Here is a 14,385-nt window from a genome sequence, read left to right on the forward strand (position 1 = left end):
TCGAACGCTGTTTGCTAAACGCGACAGTGCCATGCCTAAGTGGCCTTTGGCAACCCCCTGTTCGGCAAACCCTAACCGGCCGGCATATCGGCCAGCGTTCCGTCGCGATAGTCCCGCATGGCTTGTTCAAGCTCATGTTGGTGATTCATGACGAAGGGGCCGTGGTGTGCTATCGGCTCATGATGAGGTTCCCCGGCAAGCAATAGCACCTGGGCATCGCGGGAGCCTTGCAGCACCAGCGTGTCGCCCGGGCCGAAGCTGGCCAGTTCGCCACGCGTCAGGTCGTCGCCGTTTGCCGTCAGGCTGCCGTCGAAGACGAACACCAGCAACCGGGTGGCCTGGCTCATCAGCGACAGTGATGCGCCGGCACCGAGGCGAAGATGCGCCACCGCGCCCTGGCCGGCCAGGGCATCGAGCGGGCCCTGGAGAGTGTCGCCATCCGCCGTTTGCCAGATGCCACCCAGCGCGATCATCTCCGCACCGGGGGCCTCGAAGCGAGACATTTGTTCGGCGCTCACGTCGCGATAGGTCGGGGCGCTCAGCTTGTCCCGAGCCGGCAGGTTGATCCACAGCTGGAAGGCGTGGAGCCCGTCGGCATCGGTAAAGGGCGTTTCGCCGTGGATGATGCCGCGTCCGGTATGCATCCACTGGGCGCCGCCGGCACCGATACTGCTGTGGTGGCCGAGATGGTCTTCGTGACGCAGGCCACCATGAATCACGTAGGTGAGCGTCTGGATACCCCGGTGCGGATGGGGCGGGAAGCCACCGATGGCATCGTCACCCGGCGCGGCGATCAACTCGTCGAGCATCAGGAAGGGGTCGAGGCCACCACCGAAATTGTGCAGGCGCAGGATATCGACGCCATCGCCATCACGGCTGGGCTGGCTGCGCTGGCGATGTGTCACGTGTCGTGGAGTCATGCAGGAATCTCCTCGGTAATGGAGGGTATGACTGGCATTCTAGTCCGATATTTTCGAAAATTAAGCGCATAGTTTTGGGTCTTGTATTCGAGGAAATCGAAAATGTCGCGTGTCACGCTTGCGCAATGGCAGATGCTTGCCGCGGTGGTCGATCACGGGGGCTTCGCCCGTGCTGCCGAGGCCATTCACAAGAGTCCCTCCACGCTCAACCATGCGGTGCACAAGCTCGAGGAGCAGTTGGGTGTCGAGGTGCTCGAGCCGGTAGGACGACAGGTGCGTCTGACCGAGGCAGGCGAGTTGTTGCTGCGCCGAGCCCGTCAGCTACTGGAAGGTGCCGAGGCCCTGGAGGATGTTGCCGAACGGCTTGGTGAAGGGCTGGAGGCCGAGATCGTGCTCAGTGTCGATCAGATATTCCCCCCCGATGTCCTGGCGCGGGCCATGGAGGCCTTCTCTCGTGACTATCCTCATGTGCGTGTGCAGCTTCATGAATCGGTGCTCAACGGTGGCGTCGAGATGCTGTATGACGGCTCTGCCGACCTGGTCATCTCGGGGCTTGCCGCTCAGGGGTTCCTGGGCGAGCCGCTGGTCTCGGTGCGTTTCATCGCCGTGGCGCATCCCGAACATCCTCTGCACAAGCTGGAGCGTGTGCTGGACCTGCGTGACCTGGAGCAACATCGTCAACTGGTAGTGAGGGACTCCGCGCAACGCCAGTCACTGGACGCGGGCTGGTTGAAGGCCGAGCAGCGCTGGACGGTCAGCCACCTCAGCACGTCCATCGACATGCTGGAGCGCAACCTGGGGTTCGCCTGGGTGCCGGAGACGCTGATCGAATCATCACTGACGAATGGTCGCCTCAAGCCATTGCCGCTGTCGGCCGGCGGCGTGCGCGAAGCGCCGATGCAGTTGATTCATCGAGATCGTGATCGGGCCGGTCCGGCGACCCATGCCATGGCGCAGCATCTGCGGGATGAAGTGGCGGTCTGCCCCGATGCAAGAAGGAAACTCTGATTCATGCTGCCTTGATGATCGATAAAATCGAATGAATGTCGCCAAAAACTGCGCTTGAGCGCCAAGTTTTTCGGATTAAGCTGACATTAAATCGGTTATGAGAAAGGAGCGGTGACATGGGCCTTCTGATCGAGGGACGCTGGCACGACCAGTGGTACGACACCAAGCGGCATGGCGGAGAGTTCGTCCGTGAGTCCGCCAAGCTGCGCGACTGGGTGACCGCCGACGGCAGTCCAGGACCGGACGGGCAGCCCGGCTTGCCCGCCGAAGCGGGGCGCTACCACCTTTATGTATCGCTGGCGTGTCCCTGGGCGCATCGCACCCTGATCATGCGGCGCCTCAAGGGGCTGACGTCGCTGGTCGACGTGTCCGTGACCAGCCCGCTGATGCTGGATCAGGGCTGGAGCTATCATCGCGACGAGGGCTCGAGTGGCGACCCGCTCAATGATGTCGAATTTCATCATCAGCTCTATACCCTGACCGATCCGCATTACACCGGGCGCGTTACCGTGCCGGCGCTGTGGGACAAGCACGAGGGACGGATCGTCAACAATGAGTCGGCGGAACTGGTGCGCATGTTCAATGGCGCTTTCGATGGCCTGACCGGCAACCGTCTGGACCTCTATCCCGCGGACCTGCGCGAGACCATCGATGCGGTCAACGCCGAGGTCTATGACCACGTCAACAATGGGGTCTACAAGGCAGGTTTCGCCACCGAACAGTCGGTCTACGAGAAGCACGTCGTCGCGCTTTTTCAGTCACTGGATCGTCTCGAAGCGCGTCTCGGTGAACAACGCTACCTGGCCGGTGAATGGCTGACCGAGGCGGACATTCGACTGTTCACCACGCTGGTGCGCTTCGATGCGGTCTACCACGGGCACTTCAAGTGCAACCTTCGCCGCCTGGAGGATTATCCGAACCTCTCCCACTACCTGCGTGAACTCTATCAGTGGCCGGGTATTGCCGAGACGGTCGACCTGGATCATATCAAGCGCCACTATTATGTCAGCCACGGCAATATCAACCCGACGGGCATCGTCCCGGCCGGGCCGCGACTCGAGCTCGACCGGCCCCATGACCGCGAACGGCTGCCGGGGCAGGGGATACGCGAGCGCGGCTGATCCGCGCTACGAGCTACGAGATACGAGCTGCGCGCTGCCAATATACTGCTCGCCGCTTATTTCGCGTTCTTCGCCAACCACCGGTCCAGGGCGTTGGCGAATTCCCGCCGGTCCACGTCGGAATAGCCCTTGGGCCCACCGGTATGTTCCCCGCTGGCTCTCAAGGTTTCCATGAAGTCCCGCATCTGGACCCTGGCGCGGATGTTGCTCTCGTTCAGTGCCTCGCCCCGGCTGGTCATCACCTTGGCGCCGCGCTCGATGGCCGTCATGGCCAGCGGCAGGTCGGAGGTGATGACCAGGTCGCCGTCTTGCAGGCGGGTGACGATCTCGTCGTCGGCGGCGTCGAAACCGTGGCTCACCGCCAGCCCCTTGACCCACTTCGAGGGCGGTAAAGGCACTTGATGATTGGCCACGAAGGTGGCCTGTGTGGCGGTACGTTCGGCGGCGCGCACGATGATGTCACGGGCGATTCGAGGGCAGGCATCGGCATCGACCCACAGGCTGGGCATATAGGGCTCCTTGAAAGGACTGGCCAGGACGGCGCGACGATGGTAGCATGCGCGCTCCTCGCATGTGCTGACCCCACCATCATGACGACGCGACCCGTTCACCGACGTGAACGCGGTGGTCGACAACGCCGGGCCGAGGCCCCAAGCGTTCGAACTGTGTAGATGGAGCGCCGACGAGAGTTCGCCACCAGGGCGAATTCGGCGCAGACGGTCGCCACGACGATGTGCTCGCCTAACCGGCGGGCAAGCATCGGATGCTAGGTGCGACCGGCGTCCCCGACTCCGCTTAAGACTCCCGCCGTATGCGGGACCTTGACTGTATGCCAGGTGTAAGGGACGCCTTGACTGACGTTTTTTGCCGGTGATCCCGGCCTACCAAGGTGTGATTCATGACCTCGACTTCCGTCGCCTCGCCGAGTTTCGGCGATCTGGCCCTGCTGCCCTCCGTTCTCTCCGCTATCGAGACGCTCGGTTACGAAACGCCGTCACCGATTCAGGCACAGACCATTCCGGCTCTGCTGGAAGGCCGCGACATGCTGGGCCAGGCCCAGACCGGTACCGGCAAGACCGCCGCTTTTGCCTTGCCGATTCTCTCGCGTCTCGAACTCGGGCGTCGCGAGCCCCAGGTGCTGGTGCTGGCTCCGACCCGTGAGCTGGCGCAGCAGGTCGCCGCGTCCTTCTCCAAGTATGGCCAGAACCTCAAGGGCCTGGAAGTGGCGACCCTGTGTGGCGGCATGGAATACCGTGATCAACTGCAGGCACTGCGTCGTGGTGCACAGGTCGTGGTCGGCACCCCCGGTCGGGTCATCGATCACCTGGATCGCGGCAGCCTCAAGCTCGGCGGGCTCTCCGCCCTGGTGCTGGACGAGGCCGACGAGATGCTGCGCATGGGCTTCATCGATGACGTCAAGCGCGTGGTTGCCGATACGCCGACAGACGCTCAGCGCGTGTTCTTCTCCGCGACCCTGCCCACCGAGATCGAGCGCATCGTCAACCAGTACCTGGTGGATCCGGTCAAGGTGGCCATCGAATCGCGTGCCTCCAGCGGCGACAACATCGAGCAGCGCCGGGTGCGCATCGACGGCGGCGCCAAGCTCGAGGCCCTGTCACGCATCCTCGAAGTGGAGCCCGTCGATGCGGCGATCGTCTTCGTTCGCACCCGGGCGGCCTGCACCACCTTGATGGAGCAGCTCTCGGCGCGTGGCCTGAGTGTGGCGAGCCTATCCGGTGATCTGGACCAGAGCCTGCGCGAGCGCACCATCACGCGTCTCAAGCGCAGCAAGATCGATGTGCTGATCGCCACCGACGTGGCCGCACGCGGCCTGGACGTGCCGCGTATCACGCACGTCATCAACTATGACCTGCCCCAGGATGCCGAGGCCTATACTCACCGCATCGGCCGGACCGGTCGCGCCGGTCGTCCCGGGGTGGCCATTACCTTCGCCGGCAACCGCGAGGGTCGCAAGGTCGGCTGGCTCGAGCGTGCCACCGGCCGCAAGATGGAAGACATGGAGTTGCCCGACGAGGCGGCCATTCGCGCCCATCGTGACGAGGTCTTCCACCAGCGTGTGATCGGTTCGCTGACCAAGGATGCCGATACCCAGCGTGGCCTGGTCGAGCGACTGATCGCGGAAGGCTATGATGCGGCCGAGCTGGCTTGCGCCTTCGCCGCCCTGGCGCGTGCCGATGAAGCGCCCATCGGTCGCTTGCAGGCGCCGCGCAAGGAGCGTGCACCACGCGAAGGCAAGGCACCGCGTCGCGCTGATCGTGACAACCGGGGGCCCAGTGAGGGCATGACGCGTTATCGCGTTGCCGTGGGCCACAAGGATGGCATCAAGCCGGGTCAACTGGTCGGCGCCCTGGCCAACGAAGGCGGTATCGAGGGTAATCGGATTGGTCGGATCGACATTCGCAATGCATTTTCCGTCGTCGAGTTGCCGAGCGGCTTGCCGTCCAGCATCCTGACCAAGATGTCGCGAGCCCGAGTCGGTGGTCGTCCGCTGGAAATCAGCGAGGACCGTGCACCGCGTCGCCAACGCGACGATGAGGCGGGCCGTCGCGAACGGGCCTGATCACGGCACCGCCCGGTAGGCGGTTGTCGAGTCGCATCATGGCAGGCCGGGGAGATTCCCCGGCCTGCTTGCTTTTATAAGCATCCTTTGATGATGTCTGGCAAGAACCGGTGAGGTACCAGCCATGTGGAAGCGATTGCCGTTCCGCCTGCGGGGCTATCTGATCACCATGACCGGCGTACTCCTGCTGTCGCCGGATGCCCTGTTGATCAAGGATACCCAGGCCGAGGTGGCGACCTTCATGTTCTGGCGCGGCCTGCTGCTGGGTGCCGTGCTGTTGACGATCGCCACCCTGCGTTATCGCGCCCGGTTGCCGGAGGCCATCCGTGCCTGTGGCGCCGCCGCCTGGTGGTGTCCGCTGGCATTCGCCGGCAGTGCCTGGGCGTTCGTCTGCGCCGCGCGCCTGACCGCCGCCGGCAATGTCCTGGTGATGATGAACCTGGCACCGCTGGTGGCGGGGATGATCGGCATGGTGGTCTTCGGCCAGCGATTGCGCCGTCAGACCTGGGTGGTGATTGCCGTGTGCGTGACAGGGGCCTGCCTGATGGCGGCGGGCGAGATCGGCCAGGGGAGCCCGTTGGGACTGGCGATCGCCTTGTTCGTGCCGATCTCGATTGCCGTCAATACCACGGTGGCGAGCGTTCAGCGCGGCGACCGCCAACGCGGCGTGGACACCACGGTCGTGCTGCCGCTGGGATGTCTGGCGATGCTGGTACCGGCGGTGTTGCTGGGCGGGATGCAACTACCGCCACCCGAGGACGTGCAGCGCCTGGCGCTGCTGGCACTGTTCCTGCCGGCCGCCTACTTCCTGATCCAGACCGGCCCGCGTTACTTGCCCGGTGCCGAGGTCAGCCTGGTGATGCTGCTGGAGACCCTGGTCGGTGCTTTGCTGGTGTGGTGGTGGCTGGGCGAGGTGCCGCCGCCGCTGGCCTTCGTGGGCGGCGGCATGATCGTCGCCGCCATGCTGGTCAGCGGGCTCCGCGATCTCCATCGACAACGCCGCAAGGCCGCCGCCGGCGCTCCCGACGAGCGACTCCTGCAGGAACAGGCCATGCAGCAGGAGACGGGGGATAGCGCTTAGGGTGTCGCTGAAAGGTCGGCGTGTGACCTCACCAGATCGGCAAAACGGGCCAGCAGCCCGGAGGCATCGGGCGTCTCGACGACGCTTTCGATCAAGCGTTCCGGGGCCTGCCCTTGGGAGGCGAGGGCCTCGTGCTGATGCGCCAGGTAGGCCCGCATCACCGGGGCGGTGAACTCGGGGTGGAACTGTACGCTCCATTGCCGCGGTCCGTAACGCAGTGCCTGATAGCCGTCGTGGACGTTGCGTGCCAGCACCTCGGCGTCCGGTGGGGCGGTGAGTACCGACTGGGCGTGGGTCAGTTGGGCCGGAAAGCGTTGCGGTAGCGTGCCGAGCAGGGCGTCGCCGCTGGCGGCCTCGGTCAGGTCCACCATGCAGGTACCCGATTCGCGTCCCGCCGGATGATAGCCGCTCTCGCCGCCGAGTGCGGCAGCCATCAACTGGTGCCCGTAGCAGACGCCGAACATGGGCAGGTTGCGCTGCCAGGCCTCGTGAAGCCAGGGCTTGAGTGCCTCGCTCCAGGGTTCGGCATCGCTGACCATGGCATGGGAGCCGGTGATTACCAGGCCATCGCTGTCGCCCAGTGCCGGGGGCGGGCCGTCGTGCCGGGCATCATGCACCGCCAGGGCAAGGTCGGCATGGGCTTCGGCCATCGGGGTCAGGGCGGCGAGGAAGAGATCCTCGAAATCCCCGTGTTCATGTGCGACATCGGCGAAGGTGTCGCCCGTCTTGATGATCCAGAGCGTCATGATGTTCCCTTTGCCGACAGGCGTTCGCCTAGTGTCGCCATGAAGCGCTCCCCCGCCGCCAGCTGTTTGCTTTCGATGTATTCGTCCGGCTGATGGGCCTGGCTGATGCTGCCGGGACCACAGATGATGGTGGAGAGTCCCTGGCGCTGGAACTGGCCTGCCTCGGTGGCATAGGCCACCGCCGATGCTTCGATATCGCTGCCCAGCAGGGAACGGCAGAGGCCCAGCACCTCGTCGTTGTCGCGGTCGGCCAGTGCGGGCACCGTGACGTTCAGCGCCTCGGTGGCAATGCCGGTTTCCGGGGCGGTACGTTGCATCTCGGCTTCCAGCTCGGCGGCATAGGCATCGACGCGGCCGCGCAGAGCCTCGAAATCATCGCTCGGCAGGTGGCGGACCTCCCACTCGAAGGTACATTGGCGCGCCATGATATTGATCGCCGTTCCGCCCTCGATCCGGCCCACATGCAGGCTGGAATGGGCCACGTTGAAGGCCTCGTCGATGCGCCCCTCGGCCTTGAGCTCGTGCATGACATCTTCGATCTTCGTCACCAGCCGGGCCGCCACATGGATGGCCGAAACGCCTTGATAGACCTGGCTCGAGTGGGCCTCGCGGCCGGTGACCGTGGTGCGCAGATTGGTCGCTCCCTTCTGTGCCACCACGGGTTGCATCAGCGTCGGCTCGCCGACGATCACCGTCGAGGGGCGAGGGTGGTCGGCCATCAGCCGCTCGATCATGCGAGGTGCCCCGACACAGCCGACTTCCTCGTCGTAGGAGAAGGCCAGCCACAATGGCCTTTCCAACGTCATCGTCACCCACCTGGGCACCTCCGCCAGGGCACAGGCGATGAAGCCTTTCATGTCGCAGGTGCCGCGCCCGTAGAGGCGGCCATCGTCGCCGTCGCGCAGCACGAAGGGGTCGCTCGACCACGGTTGACCGTCCACCGGCACCACATCGGTATGCCCGGAAAGCACCACGCCACCTTCCACTGCCGGTCCGATACGCGCCAACAGGTTGGCCTTGCTGCCATCGTCGCTCTCGATGCGCCAATGCTCGACACCATGATCGTCGAGCCAGGCTTCGATCCATTCGATCAGTGCCAGGTTGGAATCTCGCGACACGGTGGCAAAACCCACCAGTCGCTGTAGTATTTCGGCGGCGGTCATGACGGCTCCAGGCTCAAGAGTTCGGGGGGAGATTAGCATGCGGGCGAGGCTGATCGCAGCTGGCGCGGCTCCACAGGCTATAGGCCCCGTCTATCGTGTCGATCGGCTTGCGGGCTTTGCGTGAAATAATTAACACGCTTATTGTGTGCCTCACTTTATCATCTGCACGATTTTCGCCACAGGAGGCGACGCAATGGCCGATACCTCACTATTCACTCCGCTTCAGCTTGGCAGCCTGAGTCTCCCCAACCGTGTGATCATGGCGCCACTGACTCGGGCACGCACCCCTGACAGTGTTCCCGGCAAGTTGCAGCAGGTCTATTACGGCCAGCGTGCCGGCGCCGGCCTTATCATCAGCGAGGCCACCAACATTTCGCCGACTGCCCGAGGCTATGTCTACACCCCGGGGATCTGGACGGACGAGCAGGAAGCCGGCTGGCAGCAAGTGGTCGACGCGGTGCATGCCAAGGGTGGACGCATTGCCCTGCAGCTCTGGCACGTCGGGCGCGTCTCCCATGAAATGGTGCAGCCCGATGGCCGACAGCCCGTGGCGCCCAGCGCATTGAAAGGCGAGGGCGCCCAGTGTTTCGTCGAGTTCGAGGATGGTTCCGCCGGACGGTATCCCACCAGTACGCCTCGCGCGCTGGAGACCGACGAGATCCCGGGAATCGTCGAGGACTATCGTCAGGCCGCCGTGCGGGCCAGGCGAGCCGGCTTCGACATGGTGGAAATACATGCCGCCAATGCCTACCTGCTCAACCAGTTTCTTGCTACCGGCACCAATCAGCGTACCGATCGCTATGGTGGCTCCATCGAGAATCGCGCGCGTTTCCCGCTGGAAGTGGTCGATGCCGTGGCCGAGGTGTTCGGGGCCGATCGCGTGGGGATCCGTCTCACGCCCTTCATCGAGATCTTCGGTCTCACCGATGATGAACCCGAAGCGATGGCCTTCTATCTGGCCGATCAATTGAACCAACGTGGCCTGGCCTACCTCCACTTCAACGAGCCTAACTGGGCCGGCGGCGACATCACCTTCCCCGATGGTTTCCGCGAGCAGATTCGTGAGCGCTTCAGCGGCGGCCTGATCTATTGCGGTCACTACGACGTCGAGCGCGCCCGGCAACGTTTCGAGGAAAGGGCCGCCGACGCCGTGGCTTTCGGTCGCCCGTTCATCGCCAATCCGGACCTTCCCGAGCGCTTCCGGCTGGGGGCCGCGCTCAATGAGCCGAACCCGGATACCTTCTACGGTGGCGATGCGGCGGGCTATACCGACTACCCTTTCCTCGATAACGGCCACGATCGCAAGGCCTGATAGCGGCAGCGCCGCTCACGATCCGCCTGATACAGCAGCCCGGCCAGCGCGCCGGGCTTTGTGCATCAAGAGGGTATGGCATGATGAGCGCAACAGCTGTCGGGGAGGCATTTCCTGGACGGAGGATTTTCTTCAAACCACTCGAGGACGTTATATGCCCCGTTATCATCCCCGTCAGTTGGCCGAGGTGCTGCTGGCCATCGCCGGTATCTGGCTGATGGTCAGCCGCATGCCGGATTATGCGGTCTCGTTGTACATAGTGTGGTCTAGCCCGAGCACGGTACCGGAAGCTGGTGGCCCGAACATGCTGGTTCTGCAGAGCGTGTACTTTCTGGGCAACGTGCTGCTGGGACTGACGCTGATCCTGGCGCGCAAACGGATCGCTTGCTGGCTGACACCCGATTCATCGTCGCAGCCATCCGACACGGCAGTTTCCACTGAGTCGCTGTTAGCCGTGGGAGCGGCATTGGTCGGCATCCAGCACCTGGCTGATGGTGCCATCAACTTGGCCAGCCATTACTTTGCCTTGCGATCGATGGAACCGATCGATCCGAGCGTACTTTGGCAGGGCGGCCTGTCGGTAGCCATCGGTATAGGGCTGTTCGCTGTATCGGTGGATCTCGGTCGTTTATGGGGGCAGTTGCGCGGCCGGGTCTAGCGCTGTGCTTAAAGCCCCGGTAGGTTGCATCTTGAACACTGAACGGACGGGGGGCTTGTGACCCGATCAACTGCCATATCGCGTTGCGCATGCGGAGACGTCGAACTCGAAGTGACCGGCAGCCCCATCCTGGGCGCGGCCTGTCATTGTGATGATTGCCAGGCGGGTTCGGAACAGATCGAGCGGCTGGACGAAGCACCACCCATCCTCGACGAGGCAGGCGGAACCGCCTATCTGCTCTACCGCAAGGACCGCGTCAGATGCCCCAAAGGGGACGAGTACCTGCGCGATGTCAAGCTCAAGAGCACATCACCCACCAGCCGCATCGTGGCAAGCTGCTGTAATACCTTCATGTACCTCGACTTTCAGAGAGGCCATTGGCTTTCCATGAATAGGGCGCAGTTCGTCGAGCATGACTGGCCTGTGCAGGTGCGCATTCAAACTCGCTTCAAGCCTGAAGGCAGTACGATCCCCGACGACGCACCGAGTTACTCGGCCTACCCGTTCAAGCTGATCGGCAAACTCGTCGTGGCAAGGATCGCCATGCTGTTTCATCGTTAGACGGTGCAAGGCCCCTCAATGGCGAGCTACGGGGAGCCAACTGACATGTTCACGACATCGACATGCCGCTGGAACATGTATACGAAACGCGATGTTTTCGACATGTCTTGAGAATATGTTTAAGAAAATTTCTTTCTTCGACATGTCCCCTGGATATGTCGATGCCATCGACATAAGCTGGTGACGTGTCGATTTTTGATGGAAAAATGAACATGAGCTGGCGCCCCGACCAACCTCACAATGACTTGCCGCCGCTGCCACCGGCCGCAGAACTCGAGACACCGGCCGTGCTGAAAGCCTGTATTCCGGCCCGCGCAGCGCTGGCGGAGCTCAAGCAGGCAGGGGAACTGCTGCCTAACCAGGGGCTACTGATCAACTTGCTCCCCCTGCTGGAAGCCCGTGACAGTTCCGAGATCGAGAACATCGTTACCACCACCGACAGGCTCTTCCAGTTCGCCGAGGAAGATACCCACGCCGATCTTGCCACCAAGGAGGCGCTGCGCTATCGCACCGCCCTGAGCAGTGGATACCGCGAACTGGCAAGGCGGCCGCTGTGTACCAACACGGCGGTGGAAATCTGCAGCACTATCAAGGGCGTCGACATGGAGATTCGCCGGGTGCCGGGCACCACCCTGGCCAATCAGACCACCGGCGAGGTGATTTATACCCCGCCGATGGGAGAGGACACTCTGAGAGAGATGCTGGGCAATTGGGAACGCTACTTGCATGCAGAAGATGGCGTCGACCCCCTGATCAAGATGGCCGTGGCCCATTACCAGTTCGAGGCGATCCATCCTTTCACCGACGGCAACGGGCGTGCGGGCCGGGTGCTGAACATCCTCTACCTGATCGAGCAACAACTGCTGTCACTGCCGATTCTCTACCTCAGCCGTTACATCGTGCTCCACAAGCCTGACTACTATCGCCTGTTATTGGCAGTGACTCGGGAAGGCCAGTGGCAGGAATGGCTGCTCTACATGCTGAAGGCGGTGGAGTACACGGCTCGTTGGACTACCGATAAGATCGCGGCGACCCGGGCATTGATCGAGAAGACGACGGCCTACATTCAGTTGGCCCTGCCTCGGGCCTACAGCCACGAACTGGTGCAAGTGATCTTCGAGCAGCCTTATTGCCGCATCGGCAATCTGGTGGAGCGCGATATCGCCCGGCGTCAGACGGCGTCGAGCTACCTGCAGCAGCTGTGCGAGATCGGTGTGCTCAAGGAGGTGCGTGCTGGACGCGAGAAGCTCTTCGTTCACTCCAAGCTGGTCAGGTTGATGACCGAAGACAGTAACGAGATCACTCCGTATCAGACCGCATGATGTATCTCATGAAATAACGACACTGCCTATTTTAATTTCGGCCTCAAATTGAAATAAGGCCGGCCGCAATAGGGAAGGGGGCTATCCGATAGCACATCGTCCAGGCTCTGTTGCACCTCTGCGACGTGCTGCGTGACGACGGCATCCTGCGGCGATCTGACCGCCGACTGGCGCGCCGCCCTCACCGAACTGATCAGTGGTGGACATCCTGCCGAGGCGTTGCTGGCGCGGATCGAGGCCGAGCGGGCAAGGTCGATGCCGGCGAAGAAACGGCGAGGCAGAAAAGCGGCAACGGAAACCATATCCTGAGGCTGGTAGAGAGAGCGGGCGCTCAAGACGACAGCAGAGGTCGGCATGGATGATCTCGGGAGGATGTGTGGAGTCGATCTCTTTCGAGGGCTTTTGTGAAGCCGTTTTGAGTCTGGCCTTGTTTCAGTAAAACATGAGAGTGCGAGCTATTTATGGCATTGGGCGAATTGGAGCGGAAGAGAATCGAGCGTGCTGTTGACGACTTCATGAGTCGTAACCGCCCGCCGGTGCATATCCGGCCGCAGCTGGATTTCAGCTTCCGTATCGATGGTCAGAACCTTGAACTGTTTGAAGTCCGTCCGCGCTGGGACGATCCATCGGATACCATGGAAAATTCGATAGCGAAGGCTTCCTATGTAAAAAACCGTGATGAGTGGAAGGTGTACTGGCAGCGTGCGGATTTGAAGTGGCATCGGTATGAGCCGACACCCGTGGTCATGTCGGTGGAAGCCTTCCTGGCGCTTGTCGAGCAGGATGAGTATGCCTGCTTTTTTGGGTAGAGCACCTGCATAGGTGCTCGACATCGGGCGAGTGGTGAGGGCCTTTCGCCGCAGGGGCCGTGAGGAGTGATGCCTCCATGGCAGCCGTTGCGGGTTGCCGATCATCAGGCTTTCGCGTCGCTACTCGGGGTAAGTACGTGCGGCATATACGCAGTACCGCGGTTTCATTCAGTGGTTGAGCGACGCTTTCCCGAATGAGGCCAGACCGTCATGCTTGAGCGGCAAGCAGCTTTATCACTCCCGCTCATTCTTCGTCGCACGCAACAGCACCCGGTCCATGCCGCGTGTGCTCAGCACTCGCTTGAGCGCGGCGAACAGGTGGGTGGGGAGGGTGACCGCGTAGCGTGGCCTGGGCCGCGGATGTTCCAGGGCATGGATCAACTTGGCGACCACCGCGTCGGCCTCCAGCGCGAAGGGCGTCTTGCCGTCGGGGTTGGCGAGCCGTGCCTCGACCTTTTCGTAGGTCCTGGCGTGGGCGCTGTTGACCGTGTCGATATTGGCCTTGAAGGCGGCGTGGGCGTTCTCGCGAAAGCGGCTGGCGATGGGGCCGGGCTGGATCAGGCTGACATGGATGCCGCTGCCGTTGAGCTCCTGGCGCAGGGTGTCGGTGAGGCCCTCGAGGGCGAACTTGGAACACACGTAGGCGCCTCGGTAGGGCAGGGCGGCGAAACCGAGTACCGAGCTGTTCTGCACGATGCGGCCATGGCCCTGAGAGCGCATCATCGGCAGCACGCGGGTAGTGAGCTCATGGGTGCCCAGCAAATTCGTTTCGAGCTGTTCGCGCAGTACGTCCCGGGTCAGATCCTCGACGGCACCGGGCTGGCCGTAGGCGCCATTGTTGAACAGTCCCGTCAGTTCCCCGCCGATGCGTTTCCGCACCTCCGCTACCGTGGCCTCGATCGAGGCGCTGTCGGCGAGGTCCAGTGGCAGAGCCTCCAGGCCTTCCTTCTCGAGACGCGCGACGTCAGCCTCGGCCCGCGCGGTGGCAAAGACCCGCCAGCCGCGCGCCGACATGGCATGTGCGGCGGCATGGCCAATGCCACTTGAACAGCCTGTGATCAGCAGGTTGCGTGTCGAATTCGTCGGGGCTTGCGCCATCTCTG

15 protein-coding genes are annotated in these 14,385 nt (G+C 62.9%); 9 read left to right on the forward strand and 6 right to left on the reverse strand.

The window, feature by feature from the left end:
• Nucleotides 1–71 precede the first annotated feature (71 nt).
• On the reverse strand, nucleotides 72–920 hold the full coding sequence (locus LU493_RS02320; protein ID WP_275286166.1) for a pirin family protein: 849 nt from the start codon (nucleotides 918–920) through the stop codon (nucleotides 72–74).
• A 102-nt stretch (nucleotides 921–1,022) separates the two neighbouring features.
• Here LU493_RS02320 and LU493_RS02325 point away from each other — a divergent pair, with 102 nt between their 5' ends.
• Both LU493_RS02325 and LU493_RS02330 read left to right on the forward strand, forming a co-directional pair.
• On the forward strand, nucleotides 1,023–1,928 hold the full coding sequence (locus LU493_RS02325; RefSeq protein WP_275286167.1) for a LysR family transcriptional regulator: 906 nt from the start codon (nucleotides 1,023–1,025) through the stop codon (nucleotides 1,926–1,928).
• 116 nt (nucleotides 1,929–2,044) lie between these two features.
• Nucleotides 2,045–3,049 carry a glutathione S-transferase family protein gene (locus tag LU493_RS02330; protein ID WP_275286168.1) on the forward strand — a complete coding sequence of 335 codons (1,005 nt, stop codon included), beginning with the start codon at nucleotides 2,045–2,047 and terminating at the stop codon, nucleotides 3,047–3,049.
• A gap of 56 nt (nucleotides 3,050–3,105) precedes the next feature.
• Here LU493_RS02330 and LU493_RS02335 read toward each other — a convergent pair whose 3' ends face one another.
• Nucleotides 3,106–3,558, reverse strand: coding sequence for a YaiI/YqxD family protein (locus LU493_RS02335; RefSeq protein ID WP_275286169.1), 453 nt, complete (start codon nucleotides 3,556–3,558; stop codon nucleotides 3,106–3,108).
• A 389-nt stretch (nucleotides 3,559–3,947) separates the two neighbouring features.
• On the opposite strand from LU493_RS02335, the gene LU493_RS02340 reads away from it, so the two are divergent.
• Both LU493_RS02340 and LU493_RS02345 read left to right on the forward strand, forming a co-directional pair.
• Nucleotides 3,948–5,630, forward strand: a complete 1,683-nt coding sequence (locus LU493_RS02340; RefSeq protein WP_275286170.1) for a DEAD/DEAH box helicase — start codon at nucleotides 3,948–3,950, stop codon at nucleotides 5,628–5,630.
• A 124-nt stretch (nucleotides 5,631–5,754) separates the two neighbouring features.
• Nucleotides 5,755–6,711: a DMT family transporter gene (locus LU493_RS02345; protein WP_275286171.1), complete on the forward strand. Its 957-nt coding sequence runs from the start codon at nucleotides 5,755–5,757 to the stop codon at nucleotides 6,709–6,711.
• Here the strand turns inward: LU493_RS02345 and LU493_RS02350 are convergent.
• Together LU493_RS02350 and argE are read right to left on the reverse strand one after the other, a co-directional pair.
• Nucleotides 6,708–7,457 (reverse strand): glutamine amidotransferase, encoded by a 750-nt coding sequence (locus LU493_RS02350; RefSeq protein WP_343076073.1) that lies wholly within the window; start codon nucleotides 7,455–7,457, stop codon nucleotides 6,708–6,710. The two genes, LU493_RS02345 and LU493_RS02350, sit on opposite strands and share 4 nt — an antisense overlap.
• Nucleotides 7,454–8,620 carry an acetylornithine deacetylase gene (gene argE, locus LU493_RS02355; RefSeq protein ID WP_275286172.1) on the reverse strand — a complete coding sequence of 389 codons (1,167 nt, stop codon included), beginning with the start codon at nucleotides 8,618–8,620 and terminating at the stop codon, nucleotides 7,454–7,456. The genes LU493_RS02350 and argE overlap by 4 nt, the downstream gene beginning before the upstream one ends.
• 193 nt (nucleotides 8,621–8,813) lie before the next feature.
• Here argE and LU493_RS02360 point away from each other — a divergent pair, with 193 nt between their 5' ends.
• From LU493_RS02360 to fic, 4 genes are all read left to right on the forward strand, one after another.
• Nucleotides 8,814–9,932, forward strand: a complete 1,119-nt coding sequence (locus LU493_RS02360; protein WP_275286173.1) for an alkene reductase — start codon at nucleotides 8,814–8,816, stop codon at nucleotides 9,930–9,932.
• A 154-nt stretch (nucleotides 9,933–10,086) separates the two neighbouring features.
• Nucleotides 10,087–10,590, forward strand: a complete 504-nt coding sequence (locus LU493_RS02365; RefSeq protein ID WP_275286174.1) for a hypothetical protein — start codon at nucleotides 10,087–10,089, stop codon at nucleotides 10,588–10,590.
• A gap of 57 nt (nucleotides 10,591–10,647) precedes the next feature.
• Nucleotides 10,648–11,151, forward strand: a complete 504-nt coding sequence (locus LU493_RS02370) for a GFA family protein (protein ID WP_275286175.1) — start codon at nucleotides 10,648–10,650, stop codon at nucleotides 11,149–11,151.
• A gap of 212 nt (nucleotides 11,152–11,363) precedes the next feature.
• The gene (gene fic, locus LU493_RS02375; RefSeq protein WP_275286176.1) at nucleotides 11,364–12,473 is read left to right on the forward strand and encodes a protein adenylyltransferase Fic; all 1,110 of its coding nucleotides are present in this window, start codon (nucleotides 11,364–11,366) and stop codon (nucleotides 12,471–12,473) included.
• Nucleotides 12,474–12,499: 26 nt separating this feature from the next.
• Here fic and LU493_RS02380 read toward each other — a convergent pair whose 3' ends face one another.
• Nucleotides 12,500–12,829 (reverse strand): hypothetical protein, encoded by a 330-nt coding sequence (locus LU493_RS02380; RefSeq protein WP_275286177.1) that lies wholly within the window; start codon nucleotides 12,827–12,829, stop codon nucleotides 12,500–12,502.
• Nucleotides 12,830–12,934: 105 nt separating this feature from the next.
• Between LU493_RS02380 and LU493_RS02385 the strand changes: the two genes are divergently transcribed.
• Nucleotides 12,935–13,282 carry a DUF3024 domain-containing protein gene (locus LU493_RS02385; RefSeq protein ID WP_275286178.1) on the forward strand — a complete coding sequence of 116 codons (348 nt, stop codon included), beginning with the start codon at nucleotides 12,935–12,937 and terminating at the stop codon, nucleotides 13,280–13,282.
• A 234-nt stretch (nucleotides 13,283–13,516) separates the two neighbouring features.
• Here LU493_RS02385 and LU493_RS02390 read toward each other — a convergent pair whose 3' ends face one another.
• Complete coding sequence (locus tag LU493_RS02390; protein ID WP_275286179.1) at nucleotides 13,517–14,380, reverse strand: SDR family NAD(P)-dependent oxidoreductase; 864 nt, start codon at nucleotides 14,378–14,380, stop codon at nucleotides 13,517–13,519.
• Between the last annotated feature and the right edge of the window lie 5 nt (nucleotides 14,381–14,385).

The organism is Halomonas elongata, assembly GCF_029081005.1.
In the GTDB taxonomy this organism is placed as follows: Bacteria; Pseudomonadota; Gammaproteobacteria; order Pseudomonadales; family Halomonadaceae; genus Halomonas; species Halomonas elongata_B.

Coding starts and splice junctions, on each gene's coding strand:
- LU493_RS02320 (WP_275286166.1), bottom strand. CDS start 920: ATGACTCCACGACACGTGACACATCGCCAGCGCAGCCAGCCCAGCCGT.
- LU493_RS02345 (WP_275286171.1), top strand. CDS start 5,755: ATGTGGAAGCGATTGCCGTTCCGCCTGCGGGGCTATCTGATCACCATG.
- LU493_RS02390 (WP_275286179.1), bottom strand. CDS start 14,380: ATGGCGCAAGCCCCGACGAATTCGACACGCAACCTGCTGATCACAGGC.
- LU493_RS02385 (WP_275286178.1), top strand. CDS start 12,935: ATGGCATTGGGCGAATTGGAGCGGAAGAGAATCGAGCGTGCTGTTGAC.
- LU493_RS02335 (WP_275286169.1), bottom strand. CDS start 3,558: ATGCCCAGCCTGTGGGTCGATGCCGATGCCTGCCCTCGAATCGCCCGT.
- LU493_RS02380 (WP_275286177.1), bottom strand. CDS start 12,829: ATGCCGACCTCTGCTGTCGTCTTGAGCGCCCGCTCTCTCTACCAGCCT.
- argE (WP_275286172.1), bottom strand. CDS start 8,620: ATGACCGCCGCCGAAATACTACAGCGACTGGTGGGTTTTGCCACCGTG.
- fic (WP_275286176.1), top strand. CDS start 11,364: ATGAGCTGGCGCCCCGACCAACCTCACAATGACTTGCCGCCGCTGCCA.
- LU493_RS02365 (WP_275286174.1), top strand. CDS start 10,087: ATGCCCCGTTATCATCCCCGTCAGTTGGCCGAGGTGCTGCTGGCCATC.
- LU493_RS02340 (WP_275286170.1), top strand. CDS start 3,948: ATGACCTCGACTTCCGTCGCCTCGCCGAGTTTCGGCGATCTGGCCCTG.
- LU493_RS02325 (WP_275286167.1), top strand. CDS start 1,023: ATGTCGCGTGTCACGCTTGCGCAATGGCAGATGCTTGCCGCGGTGGTC.
- LU493_RS02330 (WP_275286168.1), top strand. CDS start 2,045: ATGGGCCTTCTGATCGAGGGACGCTGGCACGACCAGTGGTACGACACC.
- LU493_RS02360 (WP_275286173.1), top strand. CDS start 8,814: ATGGCCGATACCTCACTATTCACTCCGCTTCAGCTTGGCAGCCTGAGT.
- LU493_RS02350 (WP_343076073.1), bottom strand. CDS start 7,457: ATGACGCTCTGGATCATCAAGACGGGCGACACCTTCGCCGATGTCGCA.